Below are 21,980 nucleotides of genomic sequence, written 5' to 3'. Positions count from 1 at the left end.
GGCGGTTCTCGGCGCCTGCGCATCCAATTCCAATTCTATACGGGCGCTGCAAAGGCGCCCTTGCGTGGGCTTGGGAAGGCGGCGGATTATAATGGATTGGCGTTCAGCGTCTGCAACAATCCACCCGCGCGGCTACGCATCCCTTCGGGGATGTCCGCTTCCGCGCTGAGTTGCGCGAGGCGCCGGCGGGCATCGGCGGCGTGCCCCTGGCGCAGGTCCAGCAATGCCTCGGCTTCCATGGCGAAATCCCGCCAGGGCATGCCCTCGGCGTCCAGCGTCGCGAGGCGCGAGCGGAGAGTGGCCGGGTCGCCATGGTCGATCTGGTGCTGAACCCAGAACAGGCTGGCCAGGGAACGCAGGAGCGGATCCGCGGCAGAATCCTCGGCGATCGCGCTCCACAGCCTCAGGGCGCCGGCCGCGTCGCCGCTGGAGACCAGCAGGGTTGCCCGCTGGAACCGTGCCATCGTGCGCAGGCCGGCCGGGGCGCCGTCGAGTGTGGCGAGACGGGCCAGGGCGTCATGCTGCTGGGGGGTCAGGGACGTCGTCTCGCCCGGCATGATGTGGCTGCTGTCAGCCGTGCGCAGGGCGGCGAAATAGGTCGCGGCGGCTGCGCGATCCGCCTGGCGCTGCTGCCAGGCCTGGTATTGCCATATGCCGGCGCCGGCGGCTGCCACGCCGATGACGGCCGCGGCCGCGAGGGCGTAGCGGCGCGCCAGGGCGCGCAGTCGGTCCGCGCGCAAACCCTCATCGACTTCCCTGAAGATGTCGTCAGCCACGTCTTGCTCGTTCTCCGCCATGTGGGCGGTTCCCGGCCGCCCGATCAAGCCGGGACCATAGCCGGGATGTGGCGTGGCGGCAACGACGGGCCGGGATTATGGGATATCATGGTGTTCAGGGCGCGAAGCGGGCGAGCTTGCCGATCGGGGTGCCCAGAATCGTGTCTTCGCGCATCACGGGGTGGCCGCGGACGATGGTGGCGAGGGGCCAGCCGGTGACCTGCATGCCGTCGAAGGGGGTCCAGCCGGCGGGGGTGGCGATCCAGTCGTTGGTGATGCGGCGGCGGGCCTTGAGGTCCACCAGGGTGAAATCGGCGTCGTAGCCCAGGGCGATGCGGCCCTTGGCCTGCAGGCCGTAGACCCGGGCGGGGCCGGCGGCCATGAGGTCGACCATGCGGCCGAGGGAGAGGCGTCCGGCGCCGACATGGTCCAGCATGACGGGCACCAGGGTCTGCACCCCGGTCAGGCCGGCGGGGGTGGCGGGCCAGGGACGGGCCTTGGCGGTTAGGGAGTGCGGCGCGTGGTCCGAGCCGATCGTGTCGACCGTGCCGTTGCGCACGGCCTCCCACGCCGCGTCGTAATGGCGGCGGTCGCGGATGGGGGGGTTCATGATCGCGAGCGGGCCCAGCGCGTCGTAGCATTCGGGGGCGATCTGGGTCAGGTGGTTGACCAGGACCTCGATCGTGGCGATGTCGCGGTGCGCCGGCAGCCAGGCCAGTTCCTCGGCGGTCGAGGTATGCAGGATGTGGACCGGGCGGCCGGTGCTGCGGGCCAGGGCGACGATGCGCCTGGTGCCGAGGAAGGCGCATTCCTCGTCCCGCCAGGCGGGGTGCATGCGATAGGGCATGCCCTCGGAGAACATCGCCTTGCGATCCTGGAGGCGATATTCGTCCTCGGAATGGAAGGCGACGCGGCGGTGGCCGTGTTCGAGCACGCGGCGGATGCCCGCGTCGTCCTCGATCATCAGGTTGCCGGTCGAGGAGCCGGCGAAGACCTTGATCGCGCAGACGCCGGCGAATGTCTCGTATTCGCCCAGCCTGGGCGTGTTGTCGCGCGTCGCGCCGACATAGAGGCCGAGATCGACCCAGCTTTCGCGCGAGGCGTAGTCCTGCTTCCAGCGCAGCATGTCGGCGTCGGTGATCGCGGGCTGGGTGTTGGGCATGTCGAAGACGGTGGTCACCCCGCCCAGGGCCGCAGCGCGGGTGCCGGTGGGGATGGATTCGACCGTGGCGTCGCCCGGATCGCGCAGATGCACGTGCGGGTCGATCAGGCCGGGGAGGACATGCAGGCCGGCAGCGTCGATCACCTGGTCGGCGTCGTCGGCGATCCCGGCGGACAGGCTGGCGATGCGGCCGTCCGTGACACCGATATCGGTCCGCGCCTCGCCCCAGGGGAGCACGCAGACGCCGTTGCGGATGATCAGGTCGAAATGCATGAGGCTGCCTCCAGAATGCCGGCGGGCGGGCCGCTGCCCGGCGCCGTCAGGCGGCGAGCACCGAGAACACGTCCCCGTCGGACGATATGCCGCGCAAATGGATCTGGTGCCAGAGCGCGTAGAACAGCAAGGTCCACGCCGCGTGGCGGGCGCGGCGTTCCGAGGCGCGGGCGAACAGGGCGCGGACGCGGGGTCCGGGCGCGATCTCGGCGATGCCGGGCTGGCGGGCGACCAGGGGGCCGAGCCTGTCCGCGTCCTGTTCGATCCAGGCCCCGACCGGGACGGTGAAGCCCTGCTTGGGGGCGAAGGGCCGGGCGGCGGGAAGTGCCTGCTCCACCCAGCGGCGCAGCAGCCATTTGCCCATGCGGCCGCGGACCTTCATGCTGTCGGGCAGGCGGTAGACCGCGCCGGCCACCGCCGGGTCCAGCAGCGGGGTGCGGCCTTCGACCCCGTGGGCCATCAGGCAGCGATCGAGCTTGAGCAACAGGTCGTTGGGCAGCCATTCGGCGATGTCGGCGGCCTGGGCGGCCGCGAGCCGGGTGGGGGCGGCGAGCGTCGCGCGTTCGGCGGCGGCGATGCCGTCGCGCCAGCCGCGCATCGTCTCGCCGAGCACGTCGAGCCCGTCGAACGTACCGCGCGGGCGCATCCGGCGGCCGCCGCGCCACCAGGGGCGCATGGCGCGGCGATAGCGGCCATAGCCGGCCATCAGCTCGTCGCCGCCCTCGCCGGACAGCACGACCTTGACGTCCTGGCGGGCGGCGCGGGCGAGCAGCCAGGTCGGGATGATGGCGTAGTCGGCGACCGGGTCGTCCATCGCGTCGACGATGGCGGGCAGGTCGCGCCAGACCATGTCGCGATCGATGCGCAGCACGCGGTGCCGTGCCCCGGTGGCCTGGGCCAGGGCGGCGGCGTGTTCGGTTTCGTCGGCGGCGCCCGGCGCGTCGAAGGCGGCGGTCCAGGCCTGGACCGGCGGGCCGCCGAGCCGGGCCATGGCGACCAGCACGGCGGTGCTGTCGATGCCGCCGGAGAGGAACATGCCGAAGGGCACGTCGGCGCGTTCGTGGACGGCGACGCTGTCGGTCAGGGCGGCGTCGAGACGGGCCAGGGCCGCGTCTTCGCCGAGCTGTTCGACCGGGCCGTCGGGCAGCGCGGGCTGGCGCCGGCGGTCGAGGATGCGGCCGTCGGCGACGCGCACCGTCTCGCCCGGCAGGACGCGGGAGATCCCGGGGAAGATGGTGTCGCGCCCGGTGGTGAAATGGAGCTGGAGCAGTTCGTTGCGCGCGGCGGGGCTGAGACCGCGCGCAACGAGCCCGGAAGCCAGGATGGCGCGCGGTTCGGAGGCGAAGAGGACGCGGCCGCCGGCCTCGGCCACGTAGAGCGGCTTGATGCCGAACGGGTCGCGCGACAGGACCAGGTCCTGGTTGCCGGGTTCGGTGATCGCGATGGCGTACATGCCGCGCAGGCCGGCCGTGTAGCCCTGCCCGTCGCGCAGCCAGAGCTGGAGCGCCGATTCGCAATCGCTGCCGGTGCGGTAGCCGGCCGGGCCCAGGCGGGCGCGGATGGCCGGATCGTTGTAGATTTCGCCGTTGGCGACCAGGGTGGCGGCGCCGGCGCGCAGCGGCTGGTCGCCGCCCGCGAGGTCGATGATGGCCAGCCTGGCATGACCCAGGCTGGCGCGGCCGGCGGCGACGACGCCGCTGCCGTCGGGGCCGCGATGGCGCAGCGCATCGACCATGCGGCCGAGAATGGCCGGATCGGGCGGGGTGGCCGCGCGGGCGCACACGATACCGGCGATGCCGCACATGTCAGATGTCTCCCCTCAAGCCTTTTTCCCCCTTAGACTTTTTTCACGTCCGCGAGGAAGCGCCGCCACGACGCGAGAACCGGGGCCTGGGCGTAATGCCGGTCGAACGCGTCGCGGCCGGCCTGGCCCAGCCGGGCGGCCAGGGCGGGGTCGGCGAGCACCGCGGAGATGGCGTCGGCCAGGGCGCGGTCGTCCTCGATCGGGGCCAGCAGGCCGTTGCCGCCGTCGGTGATGAGTTCGACCGGCCCCTGCGCCGCCGCCGCGACCACCGGGCGGACGGCCGAGAAGGCCTCGATGATCACGTTGCCCAGCGGTTCGTGCCGCGAGGGGCAGACCAGCAGGTCGCAGGCCGAGACGATGCCGGCCGTGCCGTCGAACCAGCCGGGCAGGTGCACCCGGTCCGCGACGCCGAGATCGCGCGCCAATTTTTCCAGCGCCGGGCGTTCCGGCCCCTCGCCGGCGATGACCAGGTGGGCGCCGCGCACATGGACCATGGCGCGGATCAGCACGTCGAACGCCTTGTTGCGGTGCAGGCGGCCCAGCGCCAGCACGAAGGGCACGCCCGGCGGCAGGCAGGCCGGGCGGCGCGGCGCGGCGCCGTGGATATCGACCGCGAAATTCGGCAGATAATGGGCGCGCGCCGCGGGCCAGCCCTGTTCGACCAGCCAGCGCACGATGCCGCGCGTATTGCCGATGAGATGGTCGCAGCGCCGGTAATAGGACAGGTCGTAGAACCCGCCGAGCCGGCCGGCCAGCACCCAGTCGCCGCGCGGCGCCAGGCGGGCCGCGCGATTCATCCACGCGACGACGACGCGGGGCTGGAATCGCTTGAGCAGGCGGCGCAGCCGCAGGCCGGTGGCGAGGTCGGCGCGGCCGCCGAAGGCGAGTTCGTGCGCTTCGACCCCGCCGGCGCGCAGGCGGGCGGCGCGGCCCGCATTGCGGCGGATCACCGGCAGCACGTCCAGCCCGTCGCCTGCCTGGGCGATGCACAGGCGTTCGAAAAACAGCTCGGCGCCGCCCATCGCCGCGCCGGCCATCAGATGGGCGACCCGCGAGGGGGGCGCCCCGGCAAGCGATATGCCGGCGGGCGATCCGTCGTTGGGCGATACGTCATTGGACGATATGTCGCTGATCGGGGTCATCCAGGCCGCCTTATCACGTTCGGCGCAGCAGGTCGCGTGCCGCCTGCAGGGCGTCGGCGACGGCAAGCCCGTCGATCGGGGCGCGGCCTTCGGGCCCCGGCGCGACGATGTGGGCGGCGCGCGGGCCGGCGGGCGCGTATTCGGACACCCGGCTGGGGCCGAACAGGCCCAGCGTGGGCGTGCCGGACGCCGCCGAGAGATGCATCAGCCCCGAATCGTTGCCGACGAACAGGGCGCAGCGGGCCAGCAGGGCGGAGACCTGCGGCAGGACGAGAGTGCCGCCGCTGTCGATCGCGCCGGGGAGTGCCGCGAGGACCGGGGCGGCCATCGCGCGTTCCGCCGGGCCGGGCCCGTAGACGACGACCGGACGCAGCCCGTATTCGGCACCCAGCGCGTGGGCGAGCGCCACGAAGCGGTCGGCCGGCCAGACCTTGCCGGACCAGTTGGCGGTGGGCGCCAGCGCGAGCCAGCCCTGCCCCGGCAGCAGGGCGGCGGCGCGGGCGCGGTCGGCGGCGTCGGTCCAGGCGACGGGCATGGGGGGTGGTGCCAGGCCGAGCAGGCGGCCGAGATGGGCGACGCGCGGCCCCGGCCGGCGGCCGCCGCGCATGATCGCCCGGCGGCGCGTGCGCAGGAAGAAGCTGACGCCCGAGCCCCGTACGTCGACGCACAGATCCCATGTCGTGGCCACGCAGTCGCGCCACAGCGCCAGCCAGTGCAGGTCCCATTTCCGCTTGGTCAGCACGATGGTGCGGTCGCGCCGGGGCATGCGGGCGAACAGATCGCGGGCCACGGGGCCGCAGACGATGGTGAAACGGGCCTGGGGGAAGGCATGGAGGAGATGGTCCAGCAGGCCGGTCGACAGGACGGCGTCGCCCAGCCGGGTGGAGGAGATGAACAGGATCCGCATGCCGGGCACGCTAGCCGCCTTTTGGGGCGGCACCAATATGGCGCCCCCTTGCCTCCCCCCTGCCCTGGTCCCCCCTTGCCTTGCCCCCCTTGCCTTGAGAGACGGGCGGACCCAGAATCCGGACATGACGCATCTTGCCCATCTGCCAGACCGCGCGGTGCTGGCCATTTCCGGCGCCGACCGGGTGACGTTCCTGCAGGGGCTGGTTTCCAACGATGTGGCCGAGGTGGCGCCGGGGCGTGCCGTCTGGGCCGCGCTGCTGACGCCGCAGGGACGGTGGCTGGCGGATTTCTTTCTGTATGAGGAGGCCGAGGGGCAGCGGCTGCTGATGGATTGCGCGGCGGCGCAGGCCGACATGCTGCGCCAGAAGCTGGCGCGCTATCGCCTGCGGTCGGACGTGTCGATCGACCCGACGGGATTTGCCGTGCATGCGGCATGGGGTGCGGTGCCGCCGATGATCGATTCGGCGATCGGCGCGCCCGATCCGCGCCTGGCGGACGCGGGCTGGCGGCTGGTCCTGCCTCATCCCGCCCCGGGGGCGGCCGATCATGCGGCCTATGATTCGCACCGGCTGGGCCTGGGCCTGCCGGACGGGGCGCGCGATTGCGAGGAAGGCAAGACGCTGCTGCTGGAGGCGAATTTCGAGGCGCTGAACGGGATTTCCTGGACCAAGGGCTGCTACATGGGCCAGGAGCTGACGGCGCGCACGCACTATCGCGGGCTGGTCAAGCGCAAGCTGCTGCCGGTCACGGGGGCGGCCCTGCCGCCGCCGGGCACGGTGCTGACCCATGACGGCAGGGAGGCGGGCGTGATGGCGTCATCCCGCGACGGGCTCGGCCTGGCGATGCTGCGGCTGGAGCATCGCGACGCGGTGCTGGAGGCCGGCGGCCAGGCGGTGCGTGCGCACCTGCCGCCATGGCTGAGCCTGCCGGAGGGGCAATAGCGGCCGGGTTCCGGCTGGACAATGGCGGGCGGGTCCTGTCTGTTGCGTCCGGCAACCCGTGCGTCGGCAATCGCCCGGTATCAGGAGTTTCGCCCATGATGACCCCTCCTTCGCCTGCCCCCGTGATCGACGACGCGGACCGGGCGCGGATGCTGGACGGCGTGCGTTTCGACGCCGACGGGCTGATCGCCGCCGTGGCGCAGCAGCATGATACCGGCGAGGTGCTGATGCTGGCCTGGATGACCCGCGAGGCGCTGGACGAGACGCTGCGGACCGGGCAGGTCTGCTATTATTCGCGCAGCCGCGCGGCGCTGTGGCGCAAGGGCGAGACGTCCGGCCAGGTGCAGCGCCTGGTGGAGGCGCGGCTGGATTGCGACCGCGACGCGGTGCTGCTGCTGGTCGAGCAGACCGGGGTGGCCTGCCATACCGGGCGGCGGAGCTGTTTCTTCAACGCCATGCGGCCCGGCGGGCTGGCGGAGACCAGCGCGCCGCTGGTCGCGGCCGACGCGCTGTACGGGCGGGGTTGAGCGCGATGACGGCGCCCGGGAAGGCGCAGGCCGGCAAGCTGGCCTGGCTGGCGGTGCTGGTGGCGATGACGGTCGGTGTCGGGGTGTATGTGGTGGGCAGCGAGTTCGCGGCGCTGCGCCATGCGGGCGCGGGAGCGGCCGTACCGGGGCCAGGTGGCGCGGATTCAGGCGGGGCCGGCAAGGCCGGATCAGGCCGGGGCGTCCAGTAGGGCCAGGATTTCGGCGGCGGCGGCATCGTCCGGCTGGCCGGCGGGGGCGGCGAGCGCGGCGGTGACGGCGCGGAATCCGGCGCGTTGCAGCGCGGCGCTGCGCCCGTCGGTGAGCAGGCGGTACACGGTGGCGGCCAGCAGGTCGGGCCGGCAGCGGTCCTGCAGCAATTCGGGCACCAGCCGGTGGCCCGCCAGCAGATTGACCATGGCGACGTAGGGCACGCGGATCAGCCGCCGCGCCATGGCGGCGGTGAGCGGGTTGACCCGGTAGGTGACGGCCATGGGTACGCCGGCCAGCGCCAGTTCGAGCGTGGAGGTGCCGGATTTGGTCAGCGCCGCGCCGGCGGCGGCGAAGGCGTCGTGCTTGTCGTCGAGGTCGGTGACGATGATGGGGCGGACGGGCCAGTCGGCCACCCCGCGCCGCACCGTATCGGCCACCACGGCGGAGACCGGGACCACCGGGACGATGCCCGGGCAGATGGCGGCGAGGATGCGCAGGGTGCGGCCCAGCACCGGCAGCAGGCGCGGGGCCTCGGACCGGCGGCTGCCGGGCATGAGGATGAGGATGGGCGTGCCGGGCGCGATGTGATGGCGGGCGCGGAAGGCCGCGCCGTCGCCCCGGTCGGCGCCCGATTGCAGGACCGGATGGCCGACGAAGCGGGCTTCGAGCCCGTGGCGGCCGAAGAAGGCGGGTTCGAACGGCAGCAGGCAGAGCAGCCGGTCCCACAGGCCGGGAAATTCGCGCACCCGATGTTCGCGCCAGGCCCAGACCTGGGGGGCGACGTAATGGATGCGCGGAATCCCCTGCCCCTGCAGCCGGCGCAGCAGGCGGAGCGAGAAGCCGGGGCTGTCGATCGTCACCACCAGGTCGGGCCGGGTGGCCAGGATGTCGGCCGCCGCCTGGTCCAGGCGGCGGGAGAGATGGCGGAGGCGCGGCAGGATCTCGACCAGCCCCATCACCGCCAGGTCGCGCAGCGGGAAGAGGCTGTCCAGGCCGGCATCCTGCATCCGCGCGCCGCCGACGCCCGCGAAGCGCAGCGCGGGGTCGCGGCGGCGGAGGGCGGCCATGAGGCGCGCGCCCAGCACGTCGCCGCTGGCCTCGCCGGCCAGGAGCCAGATGGTGCGGGGGCGAACGGGGCCCGCACCCTGCCGATCCGTCCCATGCGGGTCCGTCCCGTGCCCATCCGTCCCATCGAGATCCGTCATGGAGCGGATCAGGCGCGCAGGGTGGCGCCGCAGGCGCGCGACACCGCCGCCACGACCTTGTCGGACACGGCGTCGATCTCGGCGTCGGTCAGGCTGCGTTCGGTGGGCTGGAGCGTGACCTCGATGCCCAGGGATTTCTGGCCTTCGGGCAGTTTGTCGCCTTCGTACAGATCGAACAGGCGCACGCCCGAGACCAGCGCGCGGTCGGCGCCGCGCGCGGCGCGCAGCACGGATTCGGCCGTGACGTCGCGCGCCACCAGGAAGGCGAAGTCGCGCTGTACCGGCTGGAAGGGCGGCAGGTCGGGCGGGGCGCGGCGCCGGCGCTTGGGATCGGCGATCGCGTCGAGGAACAGTTCGAAGCCGACCACCGGGCGGTCGAGGTCGCGCCCGGCCAGCAAGCCGGGATGGATCTGGCCGAAATGGCCGAGCACGATGCGCGGCCCCTGGCGGATGACGCCCGAGCGGCCCGGATGGTAATGGCCCGGCGCGTCGGCGGTGATGCCGAGCCCGTCCACCGGCGCGCCGAGGGCGGCCAGCGCCGCGAAGGCGTCGGCCTTGGCATCCCACAGGGTGACGGGATCGGCGGCCTGGCCGGGGAAGCGCGGGGCGTGGCCGCTGCGCAGGCCGGCGGCGATCAACCCCTGTTCGGCACCCGGTGCGGCGCCAGATGCGGCGCCCGGTTCGGCATCGAAGAAGCCGGGGCCGACCTCGAACAGCGCGAGGTCGGGATAGCCGCGCGCCGCGTTGCGTTCGACCGCCGCGAGCAGATTGACCAGCGGGGTCGGGCGCATCTGGTCGAGGTCGGCGGCGATGGGATTGAGCAGGCGCAGCGTGTCGGGCACCGCGCCGAACCGGGCGGCGGCGTCCTGCGACACGAAGGAATAGCCCACCGTCTCGGCCATGCCGCGCGCGGCCAGCACGCGGCGGGCAGTGGCCGCGCGGACCTGGCGCGGGGTGAGCGCAGGCCGCGGCACCGCGCCCAGCGCGGGCAGCGAGACCGGCGGGATGGAATCCAGCCCGCGCAGGCGCAGCACTTCCTCGATCAGGTCGCATTCGGAATCGACGGCGGCGGCGCCTTCGGCGGCGGCGCGCGCCTGGTCGGGCGGCAGGTCCGGCCCCTGGTCGAGCGCCATCGGGGTGGCGACGTCGTTGCGCCAGGACGGCACGTCGACCACCACGCCCTGGGCGTCGCGCCGATGGATTTCGAAACCCAGGGCCTCGAGCGAGGCGACGGCCTCGTCGGCCGGGATGTCGATGCCGCCCAGGCCGGCGATGCGCGCGAAACGCAGGCTGGCGCGGCGGCGCCAGTCGGGGGGCTGGCCGGCGGAGACGACCTCGCTGGCCTGGCCGCCGCACAGATCGATGATCATGCGGGTGGCGGCCTGGAGGGCGGCGACGGGCAGCGCCTGGTCGACGCCGCGTTCGAACCGGTGGCGGGCGTCGGAATGCAGGCCGAGGCGGCGGCCGGTCAGCGCGATGCGCACCGGATCGAACAGGGCGCATTCGAGGAAGACCGTCGTGGTGCCGTCGGTAACGCCGGTCCCTTCGCCGCCCATGATGCCGGCGAGCGACTGCACGCCCGCCGCGTCGGCGATGACGCAATCGTCGGGCGAGACGACGAGGTCGCGCCCGTCGAGCGTGCGGAAGCTTTCGCCCGCGCCGCGGCAGACGGTCAGCCGGTCGCCGGTGAGACGGTCGGCGTCGAAGACATGCAGCGGGCGGCCGAGATCGAAGGTGAAGAAATTGGTGATGTCGACCAGGGCCGAGATCGGGCGCAGGCCGATCGCCCGCAGCCGGTTCTGCAGCCAGTCCGGGCTGGGCCCGTTGCGCAGGCCGCGAATGGTGCGGCCCAGCACCCAGGGGCAGGCCTCGGGGTACGTATTGGCCCAGGCGATCGGCGAGTCGAAGGTGCCTTCGACCGTTTCGGCCAGCCAGGGGCGCAGATGGCCGAGGCCGGCCGCCGCGAGGTCGCGCGCGATGCCGCGCACCGCCAGCGCGTCGCCGCGATTGGGGGTGACGGCGATTTCGATCACCGGGTCGTCCAGGCCGGCGAAGGCGGCGTAGGACTGGCCGGGCAGGGTGTCGTCGGGCAGTTCGGCGATGCCGTCATGCGCGTCGCCCAGCCCGAGTTCGCGCAGCGAGCACAGCATGCCGCCGCTGGTCTCGCCCCGGATGGCGCCGGCCTTGATGGTGGTGTCGAGGCCCGGGATGTAGGTGCCGGGCGGGGCGAAGATGACCGCGAGCCCGGTGCGGGCATTGGGCGCGCCGCAGACGACCTGCACCGGGTCGAAGCCCGGGCCGGCATCGACCCGGCAGACCCGCAGCCGGTCGGCGTTGGGGTGCTGCGCGGCCTCGATGATGCGGGCGGTGCGGAAGGGGACCAGGGCGGCGCCGGGATCGGCGACGGATTCGACCTCGAGCCCGATCGTGTTCAGCTTGGCGCAGATTTCCTCGACCGACGCGGTGGTGTCGAGATGGTCGCGCAGCCAGGACAGGGTGAACTTCATCGGTCACAGACCTTCATGCAGCAGGGCCGGCGAGAGCGGGCTGGTGCCGTAATGGCGCAGCCAGCGCACGTCGCTTTCGTAGAACGAGCGGAGGTCCGGGATGCCGTGGCGCAGCATGGTCAGGCGTTCGATCCCCATCCCGAAGGCGAAGCCCTGCCATTCGCGCGGGTCCAGGCCGCAATTGGCCAGCACGCGCGGATGGACCATGCCCGAGCCGAGGACTTCGAGCCAGTCGCTGCCGGCGCCGATCTCGCCGCTTTGGCGCGACCAGGCGATATCGACCTCCATCGAGGGTTCGGTGAAGGGGAAATAGGAGGCGCGGAAGCGCACCGGCAGGTCGGGCTGGCCGAAATAGGCGCGCAGGAAGTCGGTCAGGCAGCCCTTGAGATGGGCGAGCGTGATGCCGCGGTCGATCACCAGCCCTTCGCACTGATGGAACATCGGCGAATGGGTGGCGTCGTGGTCGGCGCGGTAGGTGCGGCCCGGCGCGATGATGCGGATCGGCGGTTCCTGGCCCAGCATGGTGCGGATCTGCACGCCCGAGGTCTGGGTGCGCAGCACGCGCTCGCGCCCGGAGCCCGCCTGGGCGGGCAGGTAGAACGTATCCTGGTCGGTGCGGGCCGGATGGTGGTCGGGCGTGTTGAGCGCCGAGAAATTATGCCAGTCGGTTTCGATGTCCGGGCCTTCGGCGACCTTGAAGCCCATGGCGCCGAAGATGGCGGCCATTTCCTCCATCGTGCGGCTGATCGGGTGCAGGGTGCCGCGCTGCTCGGGACGGGTGGGCAGGGTGACGTCGACCCGTTCGGCGGCGAGGCGGGCATTGAGCAGGGCGGATTCGATCTCGGCGCCGCGGGCCTCGACCGCGCGGGTGAGTTCGTCGCGGAGGCGGTTGACGGCGGCGCCGCGCAGCTTGCGCTGATCGGGCGACATGCGGCCGAGTTCCTTGAGCAGCGCGGTCAGCCGGCCGGACTTGCCCAGGGTGCCGACGCGCACATCGTCCCATTGCCGCCGGTCGGCGGCGGCGGCGAGCGCGGCCAGCGTCTCTTGCCGCAGGGTTTCGAGATCGTCGTTCATGGCACCTCGCTGGAACGGGGACGAAAGGAACCGGCGCGAAACGCGGGCGTGGGTTACCGATCAGGCCGGATACAGGGTCCGCCCCGCGGAATAAACCCCCGAAATGCAGAACGGGCCGCCCCGATATGGGGCGGCCCGTTCCGAACCGTAGGACGGCGGGGAAAGATCAGGCGGCGAGCGCGGCCTGAGCCTTCTTCACGATCTCGGCGAAGGTGGCGGCGTCGTCGAAGGCGATCGCGGCCAGGACCTTGCGGTCGATCTCGATCCCGGCCTTGTCCAGGCCGTTGATGAACTTGCTGTAGGTCAGCCCATGCTCGCGGACGGCCGCGTTGATGCGCTGGATCCACAGGGCGCGGAATTCGCGCTTCTTGTTCCGGCGGTCGCGATAGGCGTAGCGCAGCGCCTTTTCGAGGCGTTCCAGCGCGATACGGTAGTTCGTGGAGGAACGGCCGCGATAGCCCTTGGACTGATCGAGGACCTTCTTGTGACGGGCGTGGGTGGTCACGCCCCGCTTAACACGTGCCATGTCTCAGGTGCTCCTTATGCCAGCCCGTAGGGGGCCCACTGCTTGACAGTGCGGCCGTCCATCTCGGTCAGAGTCTGCGAACCGCGGTTGGTGCGCTTCATCTTCTGAGAGCGGTTGATCAGGCCGTGGCGCTTGTTGCCCGGGCCCGCCAGCACCTTGCCGGTCGCGGTGATCTTGAACCGCTTCTTGACCGACGACTTGGTCTTCATCTTGGGCATTTTCATCTCCTTGGCTTGAAGCCGCGGCCGCGCTCGGCGGCCAGGCGGCGGTCACGGCCGGGCATGCCCATTCCAGGCCCGGACGCGCGAACAGGGGGCTGGCTATAGACAAGGGCGGGCGGCGGATCAAGCCCCGATGCGGGGGCGGCGCGGGAAAAGGCGCGGGGAGGCTCAAGCCCCCACCCGAAAGCCTGGGACAGCCCTTGCTCGGCACTCAGTTTCTGTATATACAGAAACCATGCTGGCGATCACGTGGGACGAGCCGAAACGTCTGAAGACCCTGAATGAACGCGGTCTGGATTTCGCCGACCTGAAAGCCTCGTTCTTCCTGTCGTCGATCGTGGTCCCAGCCAAGAATGATCGCCTGATGGCCATCGGTCCATTTCTCGACGGGACGATTGCCGTTGTGTTCGCGGAATTGGGCACCCAGCGTCCCGATTCCAAAATTCGCAAGCGAATTTTGGAATCGAAAGGACACTGGAATCAATATTTTAGTGGCCTGCTGATCCGAGAAATTCTCATAAGAATTTCTCGGGCAGGACACTAGGCGATATCGATCATTTCGATGCGGCCCGCGAGCCGGAAGGAGCGGAAGCGTTATGAAGAAGCTGAAATCTCTTAGGAACATGACGGAAGATCAGGTCCAGGCCATGATTGCCGCCGACCCGGACGCGCCCGAGGCCACGGACGGGCAACTTGCCCAGGCGCGCCGTTTCACCGATTCCCATCCGGCCCTGGCGGCCAGGATGAAATCCGGCATGGTTCAACGGCCAGCCGGCCGGCCGCGTGATCCCGGGAAGAAGGTATCGGTTTCGCTGCGCCTTGACCCGGATGTGCTCGAAAAATTCCGTTCAGGCGGTCCCGGCTGGCAGACGCGCATCAATGAGGCGTTACGGAAGGCGTGAGTATCCGGGCCGGCCTCGCGCGCACGGCGCAGATGGCAGCGCGCGAGAAGCCGGCATGAGAGAATGGCCCCTCTGGTTCGCCCCCTGCGCCGCGGCGGTCACAGGGGGCTGGACGAACCGGGCGGGCGCGCCCATCTGCCGGAGATGAGCGCACCGATCGACGAGACCGAATTCCGCCGTTCGCTGGTGGCCGACGCGCCGCCGGCCGACTGGCCCGCGCATCTGCGGGCGCTGTGGCACGACGCGCGCGGCGAATGGCAGGCGGCGCACGACCTGGTGAACGAGGGCGGCAGCCCGGCGGAATGCCGGGTCCATGCCTATCTGCACCGGCGGGAGGGCGACCTGGCGAACGCGGATTACTGGTACTGGCGCGCCCGCGTCCCGGCCGATCGCGGGCCGCTGGACGTGGAGCGCGACCTGCTGCTGCGCCGGTTCCTGGCGGCCGGCGCATAGGCGGGCCGCCCGGCCGCGCCGGGCGAAAAAGCCACATGATATGTTAATGATATATATGTTACCGGTGCCCCCCTCGAATGCCGGGGCGGGAACGCGTTAGAGCAGTCCGAAACCCCTCTGTTGCCTGGACATGACGTGAATGCCGGTTCTTGAGACTGCGACGCTGGAGCGGCTGCCGCCCGCGATCATCATCCCCGCCTATGACCGCAAGGCGGTGCGTCCGGGGATCGCGCATCTGAGCGTGGGGAATTTCCACCGCGCGCACCAGGCGGTCTATCTGGACCGGGTGCTGGCCCGGCCGGGCCAGGCGGAGTGGGGCATCGTGGGCATCGGCGTGATGGACGATCCGCGCGAGCAGGCCAAGGCGGAGGCGCTGCGGGCCCAGGACGGGCTGTATACCCTGACCGAATGTCCGGCCGACGCGCCGGACGTGGTGCGGGTGGTGGGGTCGATCGTGGAGTATGTCCACGCGCCGGACGACCGGATGGCGGCGATCCGGCGCCTGGCCGATCCGGCGATCCGCATCGTCAGCCTGACGGTGACGGAGGGCGGGTATTACACGGACGAGGCCGGGCGGTTCCAACTGGAGCATCCGGCGATCGCCGAGGACCTGGCCAGGGACGTGCCGCACAGCGTGTTCGGCCTGGTGACGGAGGCGCTGCGGCTGCGCCGCGACAGCGGGGCGGGGCCCTTTACCGTGCTGACCTGCGACAACCTGCCGCATAACGGGCATGTGGCGCGCACCGCCTTCCTGGGCTGGGCGCAAGCGCGCGATGCGGGGCTGGCGGACTGGATCGCCGCCCATGTGACCTTTCCCTGCACCATGGTGGACCGCATTACCCCGGCGGTGCGCGAGGCCGACGCGGCGCGGCTGAACGCCGCGAGCGGGGTGGAGGACCGGGCGCCGGTCTTCTGCGAGGATTTCATCCAGTGGGTGGTCGAGGATTCGTTCTGCGCCGGACGGCCGCGGCTGGAAGAGGTGGGCGTGCTGTTCACCGACGACGTGGCGCCCTATGAGCGGGTGAAGCTGCGCATGCTGAATGCGTCGCATTCCATGCTGGGCCTGCCGGGCGTGCTGATGGGGTACCGCATCGTCGGCGAGATCATGCGCGACGCGGACGTCGTCGCGTTGCTGGAACGCTATCTGGGCCTGGATGCCGAGCCGCTGCTGCAGGCGCCGCCGGGAATGGAACTGCACGAATATGGCGCATTGCTGCTGCGCCGGTTCCGCAATCCGGCGATCAGCGACCAGTTGCTGCGCATCGCGTCGGACAGCGCGTCGAAACTGCCGGTCTTCGTGCGCGATACCGCCGAGGGCACGCTGGCGCGGGGCGCGGACGCCACGCGGATCGCCTTTCTGCTGGCCTGTTTTGCCGAATATCTGCGCGGCCGGGACGATGGCGGCGCGGCCTATGAGGTGGTCGAGCCGCATCTGAGTGCAGAGGACCGGGCGCTGGCCGCCGAGGCCGATCCGGCGCGGGCGCTGGACATGTCGGTGTTCGCCGGGTGGGGGCTGGGGGAGAACGCGGCCTTCGTGGCGCTGTTCACGCGGCTGCGCACCGCCATCCGCGACCAGGGTGTGCGGGCGACGCTGCATGGGATCGTTGCCGGGGAAGGCTAGCGGACGTGGCTCTTGGCCAGGGCGCCTGGAGGGGGTGCTGGTGCCGAGGGACGGTGGAACGTGGCCGGGATATTGCGGCGGCATTACGGCCGGACAAGGTTATCACAAAAACGTGAACAGAAATCCCGCCCCCGTTCTGTACTAAATCGGGGCAGGGTTTTTTCGTCGTTCCGGCAGCCCTGAACGGCAAGGATAACAATATGAAGCGTGCCGCCGCCGGCATGGTGCGCGCAGCGCGTCAGATCTGCGCCGCCCTGTCAATCTTGACCCGCGAAAGCGATATGGTCTTGTCACGCCGTTCGGATCTGATCCTCCACTGCAAACTGGGTTTTCGATGAACATGTCACAAGGATTGCGGCCAGTGCTTGCAATCACCGCGGCGGTCTGTGCCCTGATCGGGCTCTACCTGCTGGCCGGCGGCGTCTGGCTGACCGCTCTGGGTGGTTCGCTGTACTACGTCGTCGCCGGCATCATGCTGCTGGTGACGGCGGTATTGTTGCTTCGTCGGCGGCAGGAGGCCCTGTGGGTCTATGCCGCCCTGCTGATCGGCACCATGGTCTGGGCCGTGGGCGAAGTCGGTTTCGACTTCTGGGCGCTGGCGCCGCGCGGCGACGTGCTGGTGCCGCTGGGGATCTGGCTGCTGCTGCCGCCGGTGACCCGCAACCTGGGCCCGGCCACCAAGGCGGCGCAACTGCCGCTGGGCCTGAGCGTGGGTGCCGCGGTGGTCGTGGTGGGCATGGCCCTGACCCAGGACCCGCAGGACATCGCGGGCGCCCTGCCCGCCGTGGCGCAGGACGCGCCGGCGCCGGGCGACGCGGACCAGATGGCCGATGCCGACTGGCAGGCCTATGGCCGGACCCAGTTCGGCGACCGTTTCAGCCCGCTGAAGCAGATCACGCCGCAGAACGTGCAGGACCTGAAGGTGGCCTGGGTGTTCCGCACCGGCGACCTGAAGGGGCCGCACGATCCGGGCGAGATCACCGACGAGGTGACGCCGATCAAGATCCGCGACACCGTGTATCTGTGCTCGCCGCACCAGATCCTGTTCGCGCTGGATGCCGCGACCGGCAAGCTGAAATGGAAGTTCGATCCGAAGATCAGCTATGGCCCGACCTTCCAGCACATGACGTGCCGCGGGGTGTCGTACCATGAGACGAAGGCGGACGCGCAGACGATCGACGGCCAGCCCGCGCCGACCGATTGCGCGCATCGCGTCCTGCTGCCGACCAATGACGGCCATCTGTATGCGATCGATGCCGACAGCGGCGAACGCTGCGCGGGCTTCGGCACCAACGGCGCGGTCGACCTGACCGAAGGCATGCCGTTCAAGCAGGCCGGGTTCTATGAAGCGACGTCGCCGCCGGTCGTGACCGACAAGATGGTGATCGTGTCCGGCGCGGTGATGGACAATTATTCGACCCGCGAGCCGTCGGGCGTGACGCGCGGCTTCGACGTCTATACCGGCAAGCTGGTCTGGGCGTTCGATCCGGGCAATCCGGACCCGAACGAGATGCCGTCGGACACCCACAAATTCGTCCCCAACTCGCCGAATTCGTGGATCGTGTCGTCCTATGACCCGAAGCTGAACCTGATCTATATCCCGATGGGCGTGCAGACGCCGGATATCTGGGGCGGCAACCGCGGCGCGGATTCCGAGCGCTATGCCAGCGCGATCGTGGCGCTGAACGCCGATACCGGCAAGCTGGCCTGGTCGTACCAGACCGTGCACCACGATCTGTGGGACATGGACATTCCGGCCCAGCCGAGCCTGGTGGACATCCGCACCGCCGGCGGCGAGATCGTGCCGGCGCTGTATGCCCCGGCCAAGACGGGCAACATCTTCGTGCTGGACCGCCGCGACGGCAAGCTGATCGTGCCGGCCCCGGAGACCAAGGTGCCGCAGGGCCCGGCGCCGGGCGACCATCTGTCGCCGACGCAGCCTTTCTCGGAGCTGACCTTCCGTCCGAAGCAGAACCTGACCGACGCGGACATGTGGGGCGGCACGATGTTCGACCAGTTGATGTGCCGGATCATGTTCCACCAGTTGCGCTATGAGGGGCCGTTCACCCCGCCGTCGCTGCAGGGCACGCTGGTCTTCCCGGGCAATCTGGGCATGTTCGAGTGGGGCGGCCTGGCCGTCGATCCGGTGCGGCAGATCGCCGTTGCCAACCCGATCGCCATCCCGTTCGTGTCGCGCCTGATTCCGCGCGGGCCGAACAACCCGGCCAACCCCGACCAGTCGCAGCCCTCGGGTTCGGAAACCGGGGTGCAGCCGCAGTTCGGCGTGCCGTACGGCGTGACGCTGAACCCGTTCCTGTCGCCGCTGGGCCTGCCCTGCAAGAAGCCGGGCTGGGGCTTCATGGCCGGGATCGACCTGAAGACCAACAAGATCGTGTGGATGCATCGCAACGGCACGATCCGCGACAGCGCGCCGCTGCCGATCCCCTTCAAGCTGGGCGTGCCCAGCCTGGGCGGTCCGCTGACGACGGCGGGCGGCGTGGCCTTCCTGACCTCGACCGCGGATTATTATATCCGCGCCTATGACGTGACCACCGGCAAGCAGCTCTGGCAGGACCGCCTGCCGGCCGGCGGCCAGTCGACCCCGATGTCCTATGCGGTCAACGGGCGGCAGTTCATCGTGACGGCCGATGGCGGCCACGGCTCGTTCGGCACCAAGCTGGGCGACTATGTGGTGGCCTACGCGCTGCCCGAGACGCCCTGAGGCCCACGCGCCCCGGCCCTGACGGGCCGGGGATGCGACGGACCGACAGGGGGCGCGCGGCCGGTGACGGCCACGCGCCCCCTTTTTTGTTTCAGGGAGGCATTTCAGGGAGTCTTTTTTCGCCCCCGTTTTTCGCCCCCGTCCGGCATGTTCGCCATCAGGCCGCGGGTTCCGCGCGGGAATCGTCCTCGGCCTCCTGTGCTCTCGGGAGGATCAGCGCGTAATGCGTGCTGCGCCCCCCGGCGGCGTCCTTGGCCAGGATACCGCGAGAGACGAGGTCGTTGATGTCCCGCAGGGCGGTATCCGGCGATGTCTTCGTCATCTTTGCCCATTTCGAGGAATTCAGCTTGCCCTCGAAGCCGTCCAGCAGCCGGTTCAGCATGAGATGCTGCCGGGCATTGAAGATTTGCCCGGCCATGTCTTCCCGGAAGCGGGCCTTCTGCAGCACCTTGCCCAAGGCCTGTTCGGCGCGGCCGAAGGCCCGGTCCAGGCAACCGAGAAACCAGTGCAGCCACGGGGTGATATCGAGCGTTCCTTTCTGCGTCGCCTCCAGAACCGCGTAATACGCCCTCCGTTCCTGACGGATCTGCGCCGAGAGGCTGTAGAAACGCTGGGACGTCTGTTCCGACCGGGCCAGCATGAGGTCACCGATCGCGCGGGCCATGCGCCCGTTCCCGTCCTCGAACGGGTGGATGGTCACGAACCACAGATGGGCGATCGCGGCCTTCAGCACCGGGTCGAGATCCTGCGCGCCATTGCACCAGGCCAGGAAGGACGCCATCTCGGCCTCTATTCTGTCGGCGGTGGGTGCCCGGTAATGCACGCGTTCCCGCCCGATCGGGCCGGAGACGACCTCCATGGCTCCCGCGCCGTCATGACGCCAGGCCCCCACGACGATCCGCGTCATGAAGCTGCGCCCCGTCGGGAACAGGGCCGCATGCCAGGCGAACAGACGCTCCTGCGTCAGGGGTTCGGCATAATGCCGGGTCGCGTCCAGCATCATCTCCACGACGCCTTCGACGTCCCGGTCGATCGGGGCCAGGGCACCGATATCCATGCCCAGCCGCCGGGCGATCGAGGAGCGCACCTGGCCGCGATCCAGACGCTCCCCCTCGATCTCGCTGGATTTGATGACGTCTTCCGTCAGCGTCCCGAGAACCGCCTCGGCACGGAAATCGAAACCGAGCGATTCCATGCGCCCCAGGAGCCGCCCCTGACGATGACGTACGGCCGCCAGTTGATGGGAGAGATGCGCGACGTCCCATGTGAATTCCGGCCAGCCCGTCTGTTGGTAGATATAGCGCGCCATATTCCCCGCACTCCTTGCGGGGAATGTAGCAGCCATTCACCGCGTCCCTCCAGAGAAACTCCGCATGGGATGCGGTGATTATGAGCCGCAATCACCGCAAAGCCTGTCGATCGGCATGTTTCGGGGGTGGCGCATGGCGGTTATGATGGGGCATGTCCGCCCGATCCCTCTCCGCCCGCGCGATGCGGGCGCTGCCCTATGTCGTCGCCGCCACGTTCTTCATGGAATATCTGGATTCGACGATCATCGCGACGGCGCTGCCGGCGATGGCGCGGTCGTTCCATGTGGGGCCGAACGCGCTGAGCCTGGGCATGACGGCCTATATGCTGACGCTGGCGGTGTTTATTCCGATCAGCGGCTGGGCGGCGGACCGGTTCGGCTCGCGCAGCGTGTTCGCCGGCGCGGTGACGGTCTTTACCGCGTCGTCGGTGCTGTGCGGGGTGGCGGGCAGTGTCGATGCGTTTATCGCGGCGCGGGTGCTGCAGGGGCTGGGCGGGGCGATGATGGTGCCGGTCGGGCGCTTTATCGTGGTGCGCAATACCGAGACCGGCCGGATGATAAGGGCGATTTCGACCATCACCTGGCCCGCCGTCGCCGCCCCCGTGGTGGGGCCGACGGTGGGCGGGATGATCGTGACCTTCGCGAGCTGGCACTGGATCTTCCTGATCAACCTGCCGCTGGGCCTGGCGGTGCTGGGCGTGATCTTCGCCATCGTGCCGCAGCAATTCGGCGCGCGGCGGCCGATGGATTGGGGCGGGTTCGTGATGGGCGGGGCGGCGCTGACCGCGATCCTGCTGGGGACCGAGCTGGCCAGCGACAGCCATGCCGGCCTGGCGCTGGCCGGGGCGCTGGTCGCGGGCGGGCTGGCGCTGGGGGCCGCCAGCCTGCGCCATGCGGCGCGGCAGGCGCATCCGCTGCTGGATTTCCGGCTGATGCGGCACCCGACCTTTGCCGTCACGGTGCTGGCCGGGAGCCTGAGCCGCCTGACCATCGACGCCGTTCCCTATCTGGTACCGCTGATGCTACAGGTGGGATTCGGGCTGACGGCGTTTCATGCCGGGATGCTGATGCTGGCCTTCGCGCTGGGCAATCTGGGCATGAAGGCCTTTACCACGCGCATCCTGGAGCGGTTCGGCTTTCGCGCCACCGCGGTGGTGAACGCGACGCTGGGCGTGCTGTTCGTGCTGCTGGCCGGGGCGATGGTGCCGGCGACGTCGGCGGCCGTGCTGCTGCTGGTGCTGCTGGGCTGCGGGGTGACGCGGTCGATGCAGTACACGCTGCTGGCGACCCTGGGCTATGCCGATATCGGCGACACGGAGAAAGGGGCGGCCAGCACGCTGCTGAGCGTGAACCAGCAGGCCTGCATCGGGCTGGCGGTCGCGTTCGGGGCGCTGATGCTGCGCCTGGCGGCGGCGCTGCGGGGCGGGCAACCAACGGACGGGGCCTTCGTGCCCGCGGATTTCCATTATGCGTTCATGATCGTGGCGGTGCCGCTGGCGCTGTCGATCCCGCGTTACCTGCGCATGGACCGTGCGGCCGGCGCGGCGTTGCGCGCGGCGTCCTGACGCGCGGCGGCGCGGCCCTCCCCTGCCCCGTTGCGCGTTCCGTCGCGCGTTCTTGATCGGCGCGGGCGTCGCAATGGTCTCGGCCCGGGACGATGTGGGATGTTGAGGCCGCGTGCCCTGGGAGGCGCGGG

21 protein-coding genes are annotated in these 21,980 nt (G+C 70.4%); 10 read left to right on the top strand and 11 right to left on the bottom strand.

Annotation, left to right across the window (positions count from 1 at the left end; translation table 11 throughout):
- Positions 1-86 precede the first annotated feature (86 nt).
- From QN315_RS17095 to QN315_RS17075, 5 genes are all read right to left on the bottom strand, one after another.
- Entirely contained in the window at positions 87-776 is a 690-nt protein-coding gene (locus QN315_RS17095; RefSeq protein ID WP_323990589.1) for a hypothetical protein, read from the bottom strand.
- A gap of 115 nt (positions 777-891) precedes the next feature.
- Complete coding sequence (locus QN315_RS17090) at positions 892-2,211, bottom strand: dihydroorotase (protein WP_323990588.1); 1,320 nt, start codon at positions 2,209-2,211, stop codon at positions 892-894.
- 46 nt (positions 2,212-2,257) lie between these two features.
- Positions 2,258-4,015, bottom strand: coding sequence for an asparagine synthase (glutamine-hydrolyzing) (gene asnB, locus QN315_RS17085; RefSeq protein ID WP_323990587.1), 1,758 nt, complete (start codon positions 4,013-4,015; stop codon positions 2,258-2,260).
- Positions 4,016-4,047: 32 nt separating this feature from the next.
- Positions 4,048-5,052, bottom strand: coding sequence for a glycosyltransferase (locus tag QN315_RS17080; RefSeq protein ID WP_323993603.1), 1,005 nt, complete (start codon positions 5,050-5,052; stop codon positions 4,048-4,050).
- A 118-nt stretch (positions 5,053-5,170) separates the two neighbouring features.
- Positions 5,171-6,064, bottom strand: coding sequence for a glycosyltransferase family 9 protein (locus tag QN315_RS17075; RefSeq protein ID WP_323993600.1), 894 nt, complete (start codon positions 6,062-6,064; stop codon positions 5,171-5,173).
- 124 nt (positions 6,065-6,188) lie between these two features.
- Between QN315_RS17075 and QN315_RS17070 the strand changes: the two genes are divergently transcribed.
- The 3 genes from QN315_RS17070 (at position 6,189) to QN315_RS17060 (ending at position 7,743) form a co-directional block, all read left to right on the top strand.
- The gene (locus QN315_RS17070) at positions 6,189-7,007 is read left to right on the top strand and encodes a folate-binding protein (RefSeq protein ID WP_323990586.1); all 819 of its coding nucleotides are present in this window, start codon (positions 6,189-6,191) and stop codon (positions 7,005-7,007) included.
- Positions 7,008-7,105: 98 nt separating this feature from the next.
- Positions 7,106-7,534, top strand: a complete 429-nt coding sequence (hisI, locus tag QN315_RS17065) for a phosphoribosyl-AMP cyclohydrolase (RefSeq protein WP_323993599.1) — start codon at positions 7,106-7,108, stop codon at positions 7,532-7,534.
- Between the two features lie 5 nt (positions 7,535-7,539).
- Positions 7,540-7,743 carry a hypothetical protein gene (locus tag QN315_RS17060; protein WP_323990585.1) on the top strand — a complete coding sequence of 68 codons (204 nt, stop codon included), beginning with the start codon at positions 7,540-7,542 and terminating at the stop codon, positions 7,741-7,743.
- Here QN315_RS17060 and lpxB read toward each other — a convergent pair.
- The 5 genes from lpxB to rpmI all read right to left on the bottom strand — a co-directional run bounded on the left by lpxB (position 7,723) and on the right by rpmI (position 13,274).
- Positions 7,723-8,949, bottom strand: coding sequence for a lipid-A-disaccharide synthase (gene lpxB, locus QN315_RS17055; RefSeq protein WP_323990584.1), 1,227 nt, complete (start codon positions 8,947-8,949; stop codon positions 7,723-7,725). The genes QN315_RS17060 and lpxB overlap by 21 nt on opposite strands.
- Positions 8,950-8,957: 8 nt before the next feature.
- Positions 8,958-11,456 (bottom strand): phenylalanine--tRNA ligase subunit beta, encoded by a 2,499-nt coding sequence (gene pheT / locus QN315_RS17050; RefSeq protein WP_323990583.1) that lies wholly within the window; start codon positions 11,454-11,456, stop codon positions 8,958-8,960.
- Positions 11,457-11,459: 3 nt separating this feature from the next.
- Complete coding sequence (gene pheS, locus QN315_RS17045) at positions 11,460-12,530, bottom strand: phenylalanine--tRNA ligase subunit alpha (RefSeq protein ID WP_323990581.1); 1,071 nt, start codon at positions 12,528-12,530, stop codon at positions 11,460-11,462.
- Positions 12,531-12,696: 166 nt separating this feature from the next.
- Positions 12,697-13,056: a 50S ribosomal protein L20 gene (gene rplT / locus QN315_RS17040; protein ID WP_176641204.1), complete on the bottom strand. Its 360-nt coding sequence runs from the start codon at positions 13,054-13,056 to the stop codon at positions 12,697-12,699.
- A 14-nt stretch (positions 13,057-13,070) separates the two neighbouring features.
- On the bottom strand, positions 13,071-13,274 hold the full coding sequence (gene rpmI / locus QN315_RS17035; protein WP_012554749.1) for a 50S ribosomal protein L35: 204 nt from the start codon (positions 13,272-13,274) through the stop codon (positions 13,071-13,073).
- A gap of 238 nt (positions 13,275-13,512) precedes the next feature.
- Between rpmI and QN315_RS17030 the strand changes: the two genes are divergently transcribed.
- The 6 genes from QN315_RS17030 (at position 13,513) to QN315_RS17005 (ending at position 18,975) form a co-directional block, all read left to right on the top strand.
- On the top strand, positions 13,513-13,821 hold the full coding sequence (locus QN315_RS17030) for a BrnT family toxin (RefSeq protein ID WP_218064418.1): 309 nt from the start codon (positions 13,513-13,515) through the stop codon (positions 13,819-13,821).
- Between the two features lie 52 nt (positions 13,822-13,873).
- Positions 13,874-14,179 carry a BrnA antitoxin family protein gene (locus tag QN315_RS17025; RefSeq protein WP_323990577.1) on the top strand — a complete coding sequence of 102 codons (306 nt, stop codon included), beginning with the start codon at positions 13,874-13,876 and terminating at the stop codon, positions 14,177-14,179.
- Positions 14,180-14,242: 63 nt separating this feature from the next.
- Complete coding sequence (locus QN315_RS17020; protein ID WP_323990575.1) at positions 14,243-14,632, top strand: hypothetical protein; 390 nt, start codon at positions 14,243-14,245, stop codon at positions 14,630-14,632.
- Positions 14,633-14,771: 139 nt separating this feature from the next.
- Positions 14,772-16,253, top strand: coding sequence for a mannitol dehydrogenase family protein (locus QN315_RS17015; RefSeq protein ID WP_323990573.1), 1,482 nt, complete (start codon positions 14,772-14,774; stop codon positions 16,251-16,253).
- Positions 16,254-16,453: 200 nt separating this feature from the next.
- Positions 16,454-16,591, top strand: coding sequence for a hypothetical protein (locus QN315_RS17010; RefSeq protein WP_323990571.1), 138 nt, complete (start codon positions 16,454-16,456; stop codon positions 16,589-16,591).
- Positions 16,588-18,975: a glucose/quinate/shikimate family membrane-bound PQQ-dependent dehydrogenase gene (locus QN315_RS17005; RefSeq protein WP_323990569.1), complete on the top strand. Its 2,388-nt coding sequence runs from the start codon at positions 16,588-16,590 to the stop codon at positions 18,973-18,975. The genes QN315_RS17010 and QN315_RS17005 overlap by 4 nt, the downstream gene beginning before the upstream one ends.
- Positions 18,976-19,132: 157 nt before the next feature.
- Here the strand turns inward: QN315_RS17005 and QN315_RS17000 are convergent, their stop codons facing one another.
- Entirely contained in the window at positions 19,133-20,284 is a 1,152-nt protein-coding gene (locus tag QN315_RS17000; protein WP_323990567.1) for a Fic family protein, read from the bottom strand.
- Between the two features lie 152 nt (positions 20,285-20,436).
- Between QN315_RS17000 and QN315_RS16995 the strand changes: the two genes are divergently transcribed.
- Positions 20,437-21,849, top strand: a complete 1,413-nt coding sequence (locus QN315_RS16995; protein ID WP_323990565.1) for an MFS transporter — start codon at positions 20,437-20,439, stop codon at positions 21,847-21,849.
- The last annotated feature ends 131 nt before the right edge of the window (positions 21,850-21,980 follow it).

Source organism: Nguyenibacter sp. L1 (assembly GCF_035199985.1).
In the GTDB taxonomy this organism is placed as follows: domain Bacteria; phylum Pseudomonadota; class Alphaproteobacteria; order Acetobacterales; family Acetobacteraceae; genus Gluconacetobacter; species Gluconacetobacter vanlangensis.
This window is presented reverse-complemented; position numbering and strand designations above follow the sequence as displayed.